Source organism: Streptomyces purpurascens (genome assembly GCF_045040895.1).
Classification (GTDB): domain Bacteria; phylum Actinomycetota; class Actinomycetes; order Streptomycetales; family Streptomycetaceae; genus Streptomyces; species Streptomyces purpurascens.
The window spans coordinates 6261663-6276091 of sequence record NZ_CP108341.1; the positions used below are offsets into that span (position 1 = coordinate 6261663).

Sequence of the window (14429 nt, forward strand, 5' to 3'; positions counted from 1 at the left end):
GGATCCGAACATTTCAGAGCCGTACAAACCCCCGGGTACGCTCGCACACGTGCCCTCCATGAACGAACTCGTACGCCAGCACACCGCCCTCGACGACACCGATCTCGAGTGGCTGCACCTGCTGGTCTCGGAGTGGCAGTTGCTCTCCGACCTCTCCTTCGCCGACCTGGTCCTGTGGGTCCCCACCAGCGACGGCACCCGGTACGTCTCGGTCGCCCAGATGCGTCCCAACACCGGCCCGACCTCGTACCAGGACGACATGGTGGGCCACCTCGTCCCGCGAGGCCGCCGCCCCATGCTGGACGCCGCCCTCGACGAGGGCCGGATCGTGCGCGAGGGTGACCCCGAGTGGCGCGAAGAGGTCCCCGTCCGGGTCGAGTCGATCCCCGTGCGGCGGGAGGGGCGCGTCCTCGGCGTCATCGCGCGCAACACCAACCTCCTCACTGTGCGTACCCCGAGCCGCCTGGAGCTCACCTATCTGCAGAGCGCCTCCGACCTCGCGCAGATGATCGCGGCCGGCTCCTTCCCGTTCGCGAACCAGCAGCTCGACATGGACGCCTTGCCCCGTGTGGGCGACGGCCTGATCCGGCTCGACGCCGACGCCATCGTCCAGTACGCCTCACCGAACGCCCTCTCCGCCTACCACCGTCTCGGCCTCGCCTCCGACCTCGTCGGCCAGCACCTGGGCAGGACCACCGCCGAACTCGCCCCGACCCGGGGCCCGGTGGACGAGGCGCTCGCCAAGGTCGCCAGCGGCTGGGCGCCGCGCGAGTTCGAGATCGAGGCCACCGACGGGGTCATCCAGTTCCGCGCGATCCCCCTCAGCCCCAAGGGCACCCGCATCGGATCGCTGGTCCTGCTCCGCGACGTCACCGAACTCCGTCGCCGTGAACGCGAGTTGATCACCAAGGACGCGACGATCCGGGAGATCCACCACCGGGTCAAGAACAACCTTCAGACGGTGGCGGCCCTGCTCCGTCTCCAGGCCCGGCGCATCGAGTCCGACCGCGGCCGCGAGGCCCTCGAAGAAGCGGTACGACGCGTCGGCTCGATTGCGATCGTGCACGAGACGCTCTCTCAGAATCTGGACGAGCGCGTCGAGTTCGACGACATCGCCGACCGTGTCCTGGCCATGGTCGCGGAAATCTCCCCGGGCAAGGTCACGGGCCGGCGCACCGGCCGCTTCGGCATCCTCGACGCCGAGGTCGCGACGCCGTTGTCGATGGTGCTGACCGAGGTTCTGCAGAACGCCCTGGAGCACGGCTTCCGCGAGGGCGAGACCGGCACGGTCGAGGTGTCGGCGATCCGCGGCGGCACGACCAAGGAGGCCCGGCTGCTGGTCACCGTCCAGGACGATGGCGTCGGCCTGCCGGAGGGCTTCGATCCGCACACCGCGGGCAACCTCGGCCTGCAGATCGTACGGACCTTGGTGGAGGGTGAGTTGGGCGGCACCTTCGACATGGTCCCGGCACCGGAGCGCGGCACCCGTGTGATCCTCGACATCCCCGTGCGGTCACAGAAGTAGGAATAGGCAGACGGCCCTCCGCCGAAGGCCCCCTGAACAGCATTGAGCCCCGGGCCACTAAGTGGCCCGGGGCTTAAAGCTCGTTGCTGCTTTGCTAAGCGCATCGGGGGAACTGCGCGCTGCGGCTCGGGGGCGGGAGATGCGTACTCGCTGTACGCGCCGCCAAGCTCAGGCTGTCAGCAGGGGTGGGTTGTCAGGCGGAGGCCTGACGGGCCCGGTTGCGGGCGGCGCGGCGCTTCATGGCACGGCGCTCGTCCTCGCTGAGACCACCCCAGACGCCGGAGTCCTGGCCGGACTCGAGCGCCCACTGCAGACACTGCTCCATTACCGGGCAGCGACGGCAGACGGCCTTGGCTTCCTCGATCTGCAGCAGCGCAGGACCGGTGTTGCCGATGGGGAAGAAGAGCTCGGGGTCTTCCTCGCGGCAAACGGCGTTGTGACGCCAGTCCATGGCTGCTACCTCTCCTTGGTATTACGTGCAGGGCTTGCTTGTGAATGTGAACGCTTTCACGAATCCCTCAACAAGTGAAGGGCCGACAGCCAGGTTCCCCGGCGTGGGTCCTGTGATTTGAAGAGGGATTCTGGTGATCAGTGGAGGCCGGTGTTGCGGGCCGTCTCGATCGCCACGTAGAGACTCGCAAACCTCAGCGGCGGATACAACCCCTTCTGGAAAGTTTTTTTTGATTCTTCGGTGTCGACTAGGTCACAGCCGTACTTCCATGGGGTGGATCCTGGCCTAAACGTTCGAGTGAAAGGACTTTAGCCAGTTCTGCTCACACAATCACACGCAGTGCACGGCGTACGCCTGTGAACGTCACGCTCGTTCGCAGACCCAGGTGGTCACCGTCCATCTGGAGGGGGAGCGGCACCTTGGAATGCAAGGTGAACTCGGTCAAGTCGTGCAGGGAAGTGGCGTGTTTGCCATGGGGTCCGCGCTCGGGGGACGAAGTGAGCAACTGGGTCCCATACCGGGCAACAGCCGCGGTGGACAGACGGCTGAGACCGAAGAGATCGAGGCCGGTATCGAACGAGGCCTTAGGCGCCGCGTAGATCGGGCGATTCCCCAGAAACGTCCACGGGGAGGTGTTCGAGACTATGGACAGCACCAGATCGGTGATCGGATCCTCGCCGTCCCGCTCCAGCGTGATCATGCCGTGCCGGCGGTTGGTCTCACCGAGGAGCTGGCGCACGACCTGGCGTACGTAGAGAGCGTGTGTGGATTTCCGGCCGCGCTCGCGGTGCTGTTCCACCCGGCCGACCACACCGGCGTCGAAGCCGAGCCCCGCGTTGAAGGTGAACCAGCGGGCCGGCACCGTCTCGTCCTCCGTGCCGGGCGTACCCGAGGCCAGGCCCAGGCCGACGGTGCGTTCGCTGCCGTCGCGCAGGGCGTCCAGCAGCGCGCCGGTGGCCTCCACGGCGTCATTGGGCAGGCCGAGGGCGCGGGCGAAGACATTGGTGGAGCCGCCCGGGACCACGGCGAGGCCGGGGAGGTGCCCCGGGGCGGGGCCGGCGTGCAGGAGGCCGTTGACCACTTCGTTGACCGTGCCGTCGCCGCCGAGGGCGACCACCAGGTCGATGTCCTCGCTGTCCGCCGCCTGCCGGCCCAGGTCGCGCGCGTGGCCGCGGTACTCGGTGGTGACCGCCTCCAGCTTCATCTCGCTGGCGAGCGCGTGGATCAGTACGTCGCGCGTGCGCGCACTGGTGGTGGTTGCCGCCGGATTGACCACGAGAAGTGCACGCATGACTGGCAGCGTACCTACTGGGGGGTACCGGGCCCAGACCGAGGTAGGGATCAGGTAAGAGACCAGGGGTGAACCTCGCCCCCTGGGGCGCGTACGACGAGGGCTACTCTTCAGGGGTGAGCAGTGAGCAGACCCCCACACCGGAAACCACCGGCCCCCGCCCGCGGCGTCTGACGTACGCCGCACTGCTGGCCGCACTGGAGGGGCTCGCGCTGGTCGTCGGCGGCGTCTGGATGCTGGTCCTCGGCCTCACGGGCGAGCCGGACGACCGGCAGCAGGCCGTGACCGGGGGTATCACGCTGGTCGTGCTCGCGCTGCTGCCGCTGCTCGCCGCGCGCGGGCTGCTCGGCCGTCGCAGCTGGAGCCGCGGCCCTGCCGTCATCACCCAGCTCATGGCCCTGCCGGTGGCCTACAACCTGTTGCAGGCCGACAGCATGGCCATTCCGGCCGGGATCGCCCTCGCGGTCGTGGCCGTCGCGGCACTCGTCCTGCTGGTGAACCCGGAGACGACCCGGGCCCTCGGGATCCGCGGGCCCGGCAACGTGGAGAAGTAGTCGTCACTCCTCGACGAGGAGCTTCTCCCGCAGCTGCGCGAGCGTGCGCGCCAGCAGCCGCGAGACGTGCATCTGTGAGATGCCGACCTCCTGCGCGATCTGCGACTGGGTCATGTTGCCGAAGAACCGCAGCAGCAGGATCCGCTTCTCCCGCGGCGGGAGATCCTCCAGCAGCGGCTTGAGGGACTCCCGGTACTCCACGCCCTCCAGCGCCTCGTCCTCCGCGCCGAGGGTGTCCGCGACCGCCGGGGACTCGTCGTCGGTGTCGGGGACGTCCAGGGACAGCGTGGAGTACGCGTTGGCGGACTCCAGGCCCTCCAGGACCTCCTCCTCCGAGATCGCCAGCTTCTCGGCGAGCTCGTGGACCGTGGGGGAGCGGCCGTGCAGCTGTGAGAGCTCGGCCGTGGCCGTGGTCAGCGCCAGGCGCAGCTCCTGCAGACGGCGAGGGACGCGCACCGCCCAGCCCTTGTCGCGGAAGTGCCGCTTGATCTCGCCGACGACCGTCGGGGTCGCGTACGTCGAGAACTCCACGCCGCGATCCGGGTCGAAGCGGTCGACCGACTTGATCAGTCCGATCGTGGCGACCTGGGTGAGGTCGTCCAGCGGCTCACCGCGGTTGCGGAAGCGGCGCGCGAGATGCTCGACGAGCGGCAGGTGCATGCGGACCAGCTGGTTGCGCAGTTCCGCGTACTCCGGACTGCCGTCCCCCAGGGTGCGCAGTTTGAGGAACATCTCGCGCGCCCCGCTGCGGTCCGGAGAGCCGTGATGCGCGCGCGGCGCCTGATGCTCGGAGTCTCGCTCGTGCTCGCTCATCGTCCCGCCCGTCGCCCTTCCCCGAGCCCTCGCCTCCTCCGCCACTCTCGGCTTCGCGTGAGTGGGAGGACCCCCTGGGACAGGGGATGCGGTGATTCCCCCGCCCGGAGGCGCGCTCCGCATGGCACCGCCTTGGTCCAGCCGCCCGCCGCCCGGAAGGACGGCCCCCGTGGAGTCGTCCTCCGGGTGCGGGCGGGCCTGCTCGGGGATGCCGTCGATGCCGTCCGCCATGCGCCGGGCCCCGCTCGGACCGCTCGTGCCCGTGCCCTCGGCCGGCAGCTCTCGTGTGCTGCGCTCTTCGTCCCGCACCGGCCCGTCCTCGCTCCTCACGCCGGCCCGGGTCCCGCGCCGCGCTGTTTGTAGAGGCTGATCGAAACGGTTTTGTCCTTGTCCACGGCAGAGGAGACCTTGCCCGCGAGGGCGGACAGGACCGTCCAGGCGAAGGTGTCCCGCGAGGGGGCATGGCCGTCCGTGGTCGGTGCCGAGACAGTGACCTCGAGTGAGTCGTCGACGAGGCGGAATACACAGCTGAGCACCGAGCCGGGCACGGCCTGCTGAAGCAGGATCGCGCAGGCCTCGTCCACCGCGATGCGCAGGTCCTCGATCTCGTCGAGGGTGAAGTCCAAACGGGCCGCGAGACCGGCCGTGGCCGTACGCAGCACCGACAGGTAGGCACCCGCGGCCGGCAGCCGGACTTCCACGAAGTCCTGGGTCGCGGGCTCGCCTGCGATCTGGGACACCCTCACCTCCATGGTGGTACAAGCGTTTCAGGGCCGAGGGTCGCCCCCCGGGGTAACGCGATACGTGGTTCAGCGGTGACGCTATCGCGCTCTCGACGGTCCTGTCCCCGGGACCCCAACCCCATGTCGTCACTCACAGTAAACCTGTGGATACGCTCCGTGTCTAGGGGTTGGGCGGGCCCAAATGGGAAGAGCGCGCGCCGGGTTGACGTACCCAGACGTCAGACGGTCGAACCGTCCGCCGCCGGGGTCTTGCGGAGTCACACCAGGACATGGTCGACGAAGCACCAGCGCCAGGTCTCTCCGGGCTCGTGCGTCCGCATCACGGGATGGCCGGACTCCTTGTGGTGCCCCGCCGCGTGCCGCCCCGGCGAGGAGTCGCAGCAGCCGACGTGACCGCAGCTGAGGCACAGCCGTAGTTGTACCGGATCCATGCCCTCCGCCAGGCACTCCGGACACGTCTCGCTGAGCGGGCCGGGTTCGGGGTGCGGCAGCGCGTCGGCGTGCGTGCACTGTTTCATGATTGCCAGGTTACGACGGTCGAGCGGAAGACCGCGCGGAAAAATGAGGGCGGGCGAGGACGATGGACGTGATGCCACTGCTGTTGCTGGTGGCGGGCAGTGCCACGATCGCCGCGGCCGCGCGGCGCACCCCGGTGCCGGCGCCGCTGCTGCTGGTGGCGATCGGGCTGGCGGTCAGCTACGTCCCCGGGGTGCCCGACTACACGCTCGACCCGCACATCGTCCTGCCGCTCATCCTGCCCCCGCTGCTGCACACGGCCGCCACCGACAGTTCCTACCTCGACCTGCGGGCCCAGCTCAGGCCGGTCGCGATGCTGTCCGTCGGGTACGTGCTGTTCGCGACCTTCGTCGTCGGCTGGGCCCTGTACCTGATCGTGCCCGACCTGCCGCTGACCGCGGCCCTGGTCTTCGGCGCGGTGGTGGCGCCCCCGGACGCCGTCGCGGCGACGGCGGTGGCACGCCGGGTCGGGCTGCCGTCCCGGATCACCACGATCCTCCAGGGCGAGTCCCTGCTGAACGACGCCACCGCGATCACCGCCTACCGGGTGGCCCTCGCGGCCGCTGTCGGCGAGGGCGCGACCTGGGCCGGGGGCATCGGCGAGTTCCTGCTCGCGGCGGTCGGCGGTGTCGTGGTCGGGCTGGTGCTGATGGCGCCGATCCACTGGCTGCGCACGCACGTGAAGGAGGCGCTGCTGCAGAACACGCTCTCCCTGCTGATCCCGTTCGTCGCCTACGCCGTCGCCGAGCAGGTGCACGCCTCCGGTGTCCTCGCGGTCGTGGTCGTCGCGCTCTACCTGGGACACCGCGCGTGGGAGGTCGACTTCGCCACGCGTCTCCAGGAGGAGGCGGTGTGGAAGATGGTGGCCTTCGTCCTGGAGTCGGCCGTGTTCGCGCTGATCGGGCTGCAGCTGCCGGTGGTCCTGAGGGGCCTCGGACAGTACGAGGGCGCCGACGCCGCCTGGTACGCGCTCGCCGTCTTCCTGGTGGTCGTCGCGGCCCGGTTCGTCTGGGTGTACCCGGCGGCATTCCTGCCCCGGCTGCTGTCGGCCCGGATCCGGGAGCGGGAACAGAGCCTGACCTGGAAGGGGCCGTTCATCATCGCCTGGGCCGGTATGCGGGGCGTGGTATCGCTGGCCATCGCCTTCTCGATCCCGTTGACCATGCACGACGGCGAGGAGCCCTTCCCGCACCGCAACCTGATCCTCTTCCTGACCTTCACGACGGTCATCGGCACCCTGGTCGTGCAGGGCCTGACCCTGCCCCCGCTGATCCGTCTGCTGAAGGTCCCCGGGCGGGACGCCCAGGCCGAGACGCTCGCGGAGGCGAACGCCCAGGCGCAGGCCTCCCGGGCCGCCGAGCGGCGCCTGGACGAACTGCTCGCCGATGAGCGCAACGCCCTGCCCGCCCCGCTCGCCGACCGGCTGCGCATCGTCCTGGAGCGCCGCCGCAACGCCGTCTGGGAGCGGCTCGGGCAGGCCAACCCGGTCACCGGGGAGTCCGTGGACGACACCTACCGGCGGCTGTCGCGGGAGATGATCAGCGCCGAGCGCGAGGTGTTCGTCAGGCTCCGGGACGCCCGGTACATCGACGACGAGATGCTGCGGACCCTGCTGCGCAGGCTGGACCTGGAGGAGGCGGCGGCCTTCCGGGAGGCGGCGTAGCGGCGAGACGGCGCGGAGGCGCTGCCGGGCGTCAGGAGGCGCTGCCGGGGGTCACGGGAAGGGGCGGCCGGTGATGACGGCCGCCACCGTCGTCCCGCGCGGGAAGGCGCCTTCGCCGGTCAGGGCGACGAGGCCGTACAGCAGCTTGGCCACATACAGACGTTCGACGGGCAGGCCGTGACGGCGTTCGAAGTCCGCGGCGAAGGCGTCGAGCTCGTCGGGCACGCGCGCGTAGCCGCCGAAGTGGAAGCGGTCGTCGAGGCTCCAGGTGCCGCGCGGGCCACCGAAGGCCTGCCGCTGCAAGGCCTCGGTCTCGGCGGTCAGGAAGCCGCCCTTGAGGACCGGCACACCCAGGGCGCGCTGCCCGGGAGCGAGCCCGGCGGCCAGTCCCGCGAGGGTCCCGCCGGTTCCGCAGGCCACGGCCACGACATCGGCCTGATCATGCAGCTCGGCGCCGAGTGCCCGGCAGCCGCGTACGGCCTCGGCGTTGCTGCCGCCCTCGGGGACGACGTACGCCTCCTCGGCGTCAGCAGCGCGCAGGATCCCGGCCAGGGCCCGCGGCTCCGACTTGCGGCGATAGGTCGCCCGGTCGGCGAAGTGCAGCCGCATGCCGTCCGCCGCACACCGCGCGAGGGAGGGGTTGAGGGGGCGGCCGGCCAGCTCGTCGCCGCGTACGACACCGACCGTGGGGATGCCGAGCAGTCGGCCGGCCGCGGCCGTGGCGCGCAGGTGGTTGGAGTAGGCGCCGCCGAAGGTGACGACGGTACGGCCGTCCGCCGCCGCGAGATTCGGCGCCAGCTTGCGCCACTTGTTGCCGATCAGCTCCGGGTGTATCAGGTCGTCCCGCTTCAGCAGCAACCGGACGCCCCGGCGCTCGAACCGGCCGTCGACGACTTCCCGCACCGGCGAGGGCAGCCGGGGGTGCAGGGCCGCGAGTCTGGGTCCGTCGGGGGCGTCGGGGCTGGTCACCTCGTCATTGTCGCCCGGGGTGCGGCCTGGCCTTCGGCCCGGTCCGGCTGCGGCTTCGGCTTCGGCTCAGTGCGGACCGCCTCTGGCTGGTCGCGCGGTTCCCGGTGCCCCGGATGGGGACCTCCGCCGGTTCCGCACGAACTCGATGAGTGACGGTCCGCCCCGCAGGCACCAGAGCGCGATCACCGGGTCGCAGATCGCGCAGCCCAGGGACGAGGTGTGGAGGAACGGGATGATCGGGTTGCCCTTGATGTGGTGGACGACGTCCCACGCCGTGTGCAGCAGCCAGCCGATGCCGATCCACGTCCACGACTCCAGACCGCGGAAGGCGACGTAGGTGACCAGCGCGGTGAAGGGGAACTCCCAGCCGCCCATGCCGCCGCCGCTGAGATACGCGGCACCGGCACCGGCGACCGTCACCGCGTTCAGGCGCCGCCGGTGTGGTTCGCGGACCAGGGACATCAACAGGGCGTAGAGGATGCCGATGCCGATCGGCGCGATGTACTGCATCGATGGGGCCGTTTCTGGAGCCGGGGAGGGAACGGCTCATCACGCTAGATCCGGCCCCGCCCGCTCCCCAGTGGCGTGAGCGACAGGTTTCCACGGATTGTCGCCACCCGGTCCGGGGCCGGCCGCGGTGACCTTCGGTCGCCGAAACGGACCTCCCCTGCCCAGTGATACGAAGATCCATTCCCGCTCTTTCGGGTAATAGCATCGCGACGTTGAGTGAGAAAGGCTTGCCCCTGGACATCGATGCCCGAGGCGTATGGGCGTTGGGCATAACCGGGAGGGCAGTTCTCTATGTCGGTAGGCGAAGAGGTCCGCACGGAGGAGACCAAGCCGCAGCAGAGTCTCGGCACGGCGGCCGCGCGGAACCTGGCCACCACGACCAAGTCCGTGCCGCAGATGCAGGAAATCAGCTCCCGCTGGCTGCTGCGGACGCTGCCCTGGGTGGACATCCAGGGTGGTACGTACCGGGTGAACCGGCGGCTGACCTTCGCCGTCGGCGACGGCCGGATGACGTTCGTGAAGACCGGCGACCGCGTCGAGATCATCCCCGCGGAGCTGGGCGAACTGCCGGCGCTGCGGTCGTACGAGGACGAGGAGGTGCTCTCCGAGATCGCCCGCCGCTGCGAGCAGCGGGAGATCCAGGCGGGCGAGGTGATCGCCTCGTTCGGCAGCCAGTCCGACGAGGTGTACCTGCTGGCACACGGCAGGGTGGAGAAGATCGGCACGGGCCCGTACGGGGACGACGAGTCCCTCGGAGTCCTCGCCGACGGTGCCTACTTCGGCGACGGGTCCCTGCTGGACGAGGACGCGATCTGGGAGTACACGGCCCGCGCGCTCACCGCGTGCACCGTGCTGGTGCTGCCCCGCCAGGAGTTCGAGCAGATCGCGGAGCGCTCGGACTCGCTGCGCGAACACCTGCAGCAGTGCCGCGCGATCCCCGAGCAGCGCTCCAACAAGTACGGCGAGAAGGAGATCGACCTCTCCTCCGGCCACTCCGGCGAGCCGGACATCCCGCACACCTTCGTCGACTACGAGGCCAGGCCCCGTGAGTACGAGCTGAGCGTCGCCCAGACCGTCCTGCGCATGCACACGCGCGTGGCCGACCTCTACAACCAGCCCATGAACCAGACCGAGCAGCAGATCCGGCTGACGGTCGAGGCGCTGAAGGAGCGCCAGGAGCACGAGCTCGTCAACAACCGGGACTTCGGGCTCCTGCACAACTGCGAGTACGAGCAGCGGATCCAGCCGCACGACGGTGTGCCCGGCCCGGACGACATGGACGAGCTGCTCAGCAGGCGCCGCGGCACCAAACTGCTCCTCGCCCACCCGCGTGCGATCGCCGCGTTCGGCCGTGAGCTCAACAAGCGCGGGCTGGTGCCCGAGACCATCGACGTCGGCGGCAACCGCATCCCCACCTGGCGCGGTGTGCCGATCTACCCGTGCAACAAGATCCCGGTGACCGAGGCCCGTACGACGTCGATCATCGCCATGCGTACAGGCGAGGCCGACCAGGGTGTCATCGGCCTGCGGGCCTCCGGCATCCCGGACGAGATCGAGCCGAGCCTGTCGGTGCGCTTCATGGGCATCAACGAACAGGCCATCATCAAGTACCTGGTCACGGCCTACTACTCGGCCGCGGTCCTGGTACCGGACGCGCTCGGAGTCCTCGAGAACGTCGAGATCGGCCGCTGGCGGTGACGCTCCCGGTACGTCGGCCGTGTCCCCGCCCACCCGGGCGGGTACACCCTCGGGGTACGCGCCCAGCGGCAGCGGAAGCGCCACCGTCCGCTCACACTCCGAGGCGGTCCCATGGGTGAGTCCCTTACGGAGTTCAGGACGGAGATGCCGCTGCCCGCCCCTGGTGAGCAGCGATCCGCCCTTGGCGAGCGGCGAGGTGCCGAGCCCCGGCGTGCGGCCGGGGTGCCGGAAAGGCGGGGGGCCATCGGGACGCAGCGGGACGGCCGGCCCGGACCGGCCGAGGGGCACGAGGCGGTCATGCTCCTGGACCGGGCCCGGGCGGAGGTCGACCCGGTGCTGCGGGCCGCGCTCGACTCGCTGCCCGGGCCGATGCGCCGGATCGCGCTCTACCACTTCGGCTGGGAGCAGGCGGACGGCACCCCGGCCGAGGGCGGCTCGGGCAAGGCGATCCGCCCCGCGCTCGTCCTCGCCGCGGCGGCCGCCCTCGGGGGGCCCGAGGCCCGGCTGGGTGCGGTCCGGGCGGCCGCGGCCGTGGAGCTGGTCCACAACTTCACCTTGCTGCACGACGACGTGATGGACCGGGACACCACCCGCAGGCACCGGCCCACCGCGTGGACGGTGTTCGGGGACGCCGACGCGATCCTCGGCGGGGACGCGCTGCAGGCGCTGGCCCTGCGACTGCTCGCGACGGATCCGCACCCGGCGGCCCGGGCCGCCGCGGCCCGGCTCGCGGACTGCGTGGTCGAACTGTGCACGGGCCAGCACGCGGACACGGCCCTGGAGCGGTGCGACCCCGGCGAGGTCACCCTCGAGGAGGTGCTCGCCATGGCGGAGGCCAAGACGGGCGCGCTGCTGGGGAGCGCCTGCGCGATCGGGGGCCTGTACGCGGGCGCCGGGGACGCGGACGTGGCGGCGCTGGACGCGTTCGGCCGGGAGGCCGGGCTCGCCTTCCAGCTCATCGACGACGTCATCGGCATATGGGGCGACCCGCATCGCACCGGCAAGCCCGTCGGCGCGGACCTGGCCGCCCGCAAGAAGTCCCTGCCGGTCGTCGCGGCCTTCACATCCGGCACGCCGGCGGCCGCCGAACTCGCCGAACTGTACGCACGACCTTGCGAGAAGGAGGACCTGGACCACATCGCCCTGACCGTGGAGCGCGCGGGCGGCCGTGACTGGGCGCAGGGCCAGGCGGCCGACCGGATGGCGCGGGCGATGCAGCAACTGGCGCGCGCGGTGCCGGATCCGGAGGCGGCGGGCGGTCTGCTGGCCCTCGCCGAATTCGTGACACGGCGCAGCAGTTGACGTTCGGCAGCTGGTTGACGGTCGGCAGCGATCGGCCATCGACAAGGCCCGGTAGCCCGGTAGCCCGGTAGCCCGGTAGCCCGGTAGCCCGGTAGCCCGGTAACCGGCGGCCGTCGGCCGAGGGTGACGGCCGCCGGCAGCACAGCATGATCCTTCGGGCGACCGAAGGCAGGGCCCCGGAGCGTCGGGGCCGTGCGGCTCCTGACCCCGCACGGCTTCCGGACTCCGGTCGGCGGGTCCCGCACTGCCCCACGGTGTGCGGGGCCCGCCCCTTTTCAGGCGCCGCGCGATGGAGTTTGGACAGACGTTCGATCGAATCTCGCCAAGGTCTCGCCCCACCTGCCCCGGACGATCCTCAACCCCCCTACGATCAACGCCCGTCGGGACGAGCGAAGGGGCGGGGCATGGGCGTGGCGATCCGTACGGCGGGCGAGGCGGACCGGGAGTCGGTCGTCCGGCTGCTGGACGAGGCGTTCCAGGACGACCCTGTGAGCGGCTGGGTCTTCCCCGGCGCGGAGGACCGCCGTGAACATCACCCCGGACTCATGGCCGCCTTCACCGACATCGTGCTCGCGGCCGGGCGCATCGACGTCACCGAGGACGGCTCGGCCTGTGCGCTGTGGCTGTCCATGCCCGCCGGCGACCATGACGCTGACCCCGAGGACGACGACGGTCCGGCCCAGGTGCGGGCGGCTGTCGACCCGGACAACGAGCGCATCGAGCTGATCGGCCGGTTGACGGCCGCCATCCACCCCTCGGGGCGGGCCCACGAGTACCTGTGGATGATCGGCGTCGCCCCCGGCCGCCAGGGCGAGGGACTCGGCACCGCGCTCATCGAGTCGGTCCTCGACCGCTGCGACCGCGAGGGACTGTCCGCCTATCTGGAGGCCAGCAACGCCCGCAGCCGCAAGCTGTACGAGCGCCTGGGCTTCGAGGTCGCCGGTCAGGTCCTCGACCTCCCGGACGGCCCAGCCATGTGGCCGATGTGGCGCGAGCCGCGCACGCGCACGGGCTCCTAGGTCCTGCCCTCCTGGCCCTGGCCCTGACCCTGACCCTGGCCTTGGTCCAGGCCCTGGGGCCGGTCCTCCTCTCGCAGCACCGTCGCCACGATCCGCTCCACCAGTCCGTCCGGCACGCCCACCCCGGGCAGTACGCCCTCCAGGACGCCCGGCAGGGTCAGATGCTCCAGGAGCAGCCCGAGCATGGCCAGGTACAGCACGGCGACGGACTCGTCGCCGCCCGGCAGCCCGGCCGTCCGGTGGAACTCCATCGCCTCCTCCAGGTCGCCGCGCACCGACTTGGTGTAGGAGGCAAGCAGTTCGGGGCGCCGGGTGGCCTCCAGCCGTAGCTCCATGAGGGCCAGATAGCCCGTGCGGTCGCGGGTCGCGCGGGTCATCAGGTCGTGCATGAAGGCCGTGACCAGTGAGCGGTCCTTCGGGCGGGTCATCAGCCCGGCGACCACCGCGGGATCCGGTGCGAGCCGTACGTGCAGCCGGGTGTCGATCTGGCGCAGCAGGTCGGCGCGTCCGGTGAAGTAGTTGGAGGCGGTACCCACGGGCACACCGGCCTCCGCGTCCACCGCGCGGAACGTCAGCCCGCGCGCTCCCTCCCGTGCGAGCACCTCGACACCGGCGTCGACGAGTGCGGCCCGGCGCTCGGGATTGCTGACCATGCGGAGTCCCTTCTCCCACTTTCGACGGTCCCCGTTTTTCCCTTGCAACCACTACGATAGAAGTACTACAACTGAAGTCGTTGCATCGACAGCCTACGGAAAGAGACCGGCTTGCGAAAGCTCACGTACTTCATCGCCTGCTCCGTCGACGGCTTCATCGGGGACCCGGGCGGCGACGCGTCGTCGATGTTCCCCTTCGTCGACGAGGAGTTCTTCGCCTTCCTGAAGACGGAGTATCCGGAGACCCTGCCGACCCTGGGCCGCCGGGCCCTCGGCCTCGACGAACTGCCGAACAAGCGGTTCGACACCGTCATCCAAGGCCGCGGCAGTTACGACGTAGCCCTGAAGGAGGGCAACACCAGTCCCTACGCCCACCTGCGCGAGTACGTCGCCTCCGGCACGCTGAAGGAGTCGCCCGACCCGAACGTCGAGATCATCGCGGACGACCTGGTCGGCAAGGTCCGCGAACTGAAGGCCGAGGACAGCGAGTTCGGCATCTACCTGTGCGGCGGCTCGAAGGTCGCGGGCGAACTGCTCGACGAGATCGACGAGCTCGTCATCAAGACCTATCCGCTGGTGTACGGCTCGGGGATGCCCATGTTCGGGGCCGGGTTCGCGATCTCGGAGTTCACCCTGGAGTCCGTGCGTACGTTCGGCAACGGCGTGCTGGTGCGCTCGTACAGCAGGAAGCGCTGAGCCCCCGACCGTCCTACTCTGAGGAC

At 70.5% G+C, this 14429-nt stretch carries 15 protein-coding genes; 7 read left to right on the top strand and 8 right to left on the bottom strand.

Annotated features, from left to right (window positions below; translation table 11 throughout):
• Positions 1-58 precede the first annotated feature (58 nt).
• Positions 59-1525, top strand: a complete 1467-nt coding sequence (locus OHU35_RS28705) for a sensor histidine kinase (protein WP_189723306.1) — start codon at positions 59-61, stop codon at positions 1523-1525.
• Positions 1526-1718: 193 nt separating this feature from the next.
• Here the strand turns inward: OHU35_RS28705 and OHU35_RS28710 are convergent, their stop codons facing one another.
• Both OHU35_RS28710 and OHU35_RS28715 read right to left on the bottom strand, forming a co-directional pair.
• On the bottom strand, positions 1719-1976 hold the full coding sequence (locus OHU35_RS28710) for a WhiB family transcriptional regulator (RefSeq protein ID WP_016639615.1): 258 nt from the start codon (positions 1974-1976) through the stop codon (positions 1719-1721).
• 322 nt (positions 1977-2298) lie between these two features.
• Positions 2299-3267 carry a diacylglycerol kinase family protein gene (locus OHU35_RS28715; RefSeq protein WP_189723157.1) on the bottom strand — a complete coding sequence of 323 codons (969 nt, stop codon included), beginning with the start codon at positions 3265-3267 and terminating at the stop codon, positions 2299-2301.
• Between the two features lie 116 nt (positions 3268-3383).
• Here OHU35_RS28715 and OHU35_RS28720 point away from each other — a divergent pair, with 116 nt between their 5' ends.
• Positions 3384-3821 carry a hypothetical protein gene (locus tag OHU35_RS28720; RefSeq protein ID WP_189723158.1) on the top strand — a complete coding sequence of 146 codons (438 nt, stop codon included), beginning with the start codon at positions 3384-3386 and terminating at the stop codon, positions 3819-3821.
• A 3-nt stretch (positions 3822-3824) separates the two neighbouring features.
• Here the strand turns inward: OHU35_RS28720 and OHU35_RS28725 are convergent, their stop codons facing one another.
• The 3 genes from OHU35_RS28725 to OHU35_RS28735 form a co-directional block, all read right to left on the bottom strand.
• On the bottom strand, positions 3825-4943 hold the full coding sequence (locus tag OHU35_RS28725; RefSeq protein WP_189723159.1) for an RNA polymerase sigma factor SigF: 1119 nt from the start codon (positions 4941-4943) through the stop codon (positions 3825-3827).
• A gap of 17 nt (positions 4944-4960) precedes the next feature.
• Entirely contained in the window at positions 4961-5374 is a 414-nt protein-coding gene (locus OHU35_RS28730) for a hypothetical protein (RefSeq protein WP_003992877.1), read from the bottom strand.
• Between the two features lie 260 nt (positions 5375-5634).
• The gene (locus tag OHU35_RS28735; protein ID WP_107455506.1) at positions 5635-5895 is read right to left on the bottom strand and encodes a UBP-type zinc finger domain-containing protein; all 261 of its coding nucleotides are present in this window, start codon (positions 5893-5895) and stop codon (positions 5635-5637) included.
• 62 nt (positions 5896-5957) lie between these two features.
• Here OHU35_RS28735 and OHU35_RS28740 point away from each other — a divergent pair, with 62 nt between their 5' ends.
• A complete protein-coding gene (locus tag OHU35_RS28740; protein ID WP_405507362.1) occupies positions 5958-7556 on the top strand; it encodes a Na+/H+ antiporter in 1599 nt (532 codons plus the stop codon).
• Between the two features lie 51 nt (positions 7557-7607).
• Here the strand turns inward: OHU35_RS28740 and OHU35_RS28745 are convergent, their stop codons facing one another.
• Both OHU35_RS28745 and OHU35_RS28750 read right to left on the bottom strand, forming a co-directional pair.
• A complete protein-coding gene (locus OHU35_RS28745) occupies positions 7608-8525 on the bottom strand; it encodes a 1-aminocyclopropane-1-carboxylate deaminase/D-cysteine desulfhydrase (protein ID WP_189723161.1) in 918 nt (305 codons plus the stop codon).
• 66 nt (positions 8526-8591) lie between these two features.
• A complete protein-coding gene (locus tag OHU35_RS28750) occupies positions 8592-9035 on the bottom strand; it encodes a DUF6010 family protein (protein ID WP_189723162.1) in 444 nt (147 codons plus the stop codon).
• Positions 9036-9326: 291 nt separating this feature from the next.
• Between OHU35_RS28750 and OHU35_RS28755 the strand changes: the two genes are divergently transcribed.
• The 3 genes from OHU35_RS28755 (at position 9327) to OHU35_RS28765 (ending at position 13054) form a co-directional block, all read left to right on the top strand.
• A complete protein-coding gene (locus tag OHU35_RS28755; protein ID WP_189723163.1) occupies positions 9327-10733 on the top strand; it encodes a family 2B encapsulin nanocompartment shell protein in 1407 nt (468 codons plus the stop codon).
• A 111-nt stretch (positions 10734-10844) separates the two neighbouring features.
• Entirely contained in the window at positions 10845-12035 is a 1191-nt protein-coding gene (locus OHU35_RS28760; RefSeq protein WP_359886473.1) for a family 2 encapsulin nanocompartment cargo protein polyprenyl transferase, read from the top strand.
• A 404-nt stretch (positions 12036-12439) separates the two neighbouring features.
• Positions 12440-13054, top strand: coding sequence for a GNAT family N-acetyltransferase (locus OHU35_RS28765; protein ID WP_189723164.1), 615 nt, complete (start codon positions 12440-12442; stop codon positions 13052-13054).
• Here the strand turns inward: OHU35_RS28765 and OHU35_RS28770 are convergent.
• Positions 13051-13707, bottom strand: coding sequence for a TetR family transcriptional regulator (locus OHU35_RS28770; RefSeq protein ID WP_359886470.1), 657 nt, complete (start codon positions 13705-13707; stop codon positions 13051-13053). The genes OHU35_RS28765 and OHU35_RS28770 overlap by 4 nt on opposite strands.
• A 111-nt stretch (positions 13708-13818) precedes the next feature.
• Between OHU35_RS28770 and OHU35_RS28775 the strand changes: the two genes are divergently transcribed.
• Positions 13819-14403, top strand: coding sequence for a dihydrofolate reductase family protein (locus OHU35_RS28775; protein ID WP_405507366.1), 585 nt, complete (start codon positions 13819-13821; stop codon positions 14401-14403).
• The last annotated feature ends 26 nt before the right edge of the window (positions 14404-14429 follow it).

Excerpts from the sequence above, each read along its gene's own strand:
- OHU35_RS28705 (WP_189723306.1), top strand. The coding sequence starts at position 59 with ATGAACGAACTCGTACGCCAGCACACCGCCCTCGACGACACCGATCTC.
- OHU35_RS28710 (WP_016639615.1), bottom strand. The coding sequence starts at position 1,976 with ATGGACTGGCGTCACAACGCCGTTTGCCGCGAGGAAGACCCCGAGCTC.
- OHU35_RS28715 (WP_189723157.1), bottom strand. The coding sequence starts at position 3,267 with ATGCGTGCACTTCTCGTGGTCAATCCGGCGGCAACCACCACCAGTGCG.
- OHU35_RS28735 (WP_107455506.1), bottom strand. The coding sequence starts at position 5,895 with ATGAAACAGTGCACGCACGCCGACGCGCTGCCGCACCCCGAACCCGGC.
- OHU35_RS28740 (WP_405507362.1), top strand. The coding sequence starts at position 5,958 with ATGGACGTGATGCCACTGCTGTTGCTGGTGGCGGGCAGTGCCACGATC.
- OHU35_RS28750 (WP_189723162.1), bottom strand. The coding sequence starts at position 9,035 with ATGCAGTACATCGCGCCGATCGGCATCGGCATCCTCTACGCCCTGTTG.
- OHU35_RS28755 (WP_189723163.1), top strand. The coding sequence starts at position 9,327 with ATGTCGGTAGGCGAAGAGGTCCGCACGGAGGAGACCAAGCCGCAGCAG.
- OHU35_RS28760 (WP_359886473.1), top strand. The coding sequence starts at position 10,845 with ATGGGTGAGTCCCTTACGGAGTTCAGGACGGAGATGCCGCTGCCCGCC.
- OHU35_RS28765 (WP_189723164.1), top strand. The coding sequence starts at position 12,440 with ATGGGCGTGGCGATCCGTACGGCGGGCGAGGCGGACCGGGAGTCGGTC.
- OHU35_RS28770 (WP_359886470.1), bottom strand. The coding sequence starts at position 13,707 with ATGGTCAGCAATCCCGAGCGCCGGGCCGCACTCGTCGACGCCGGTGTC.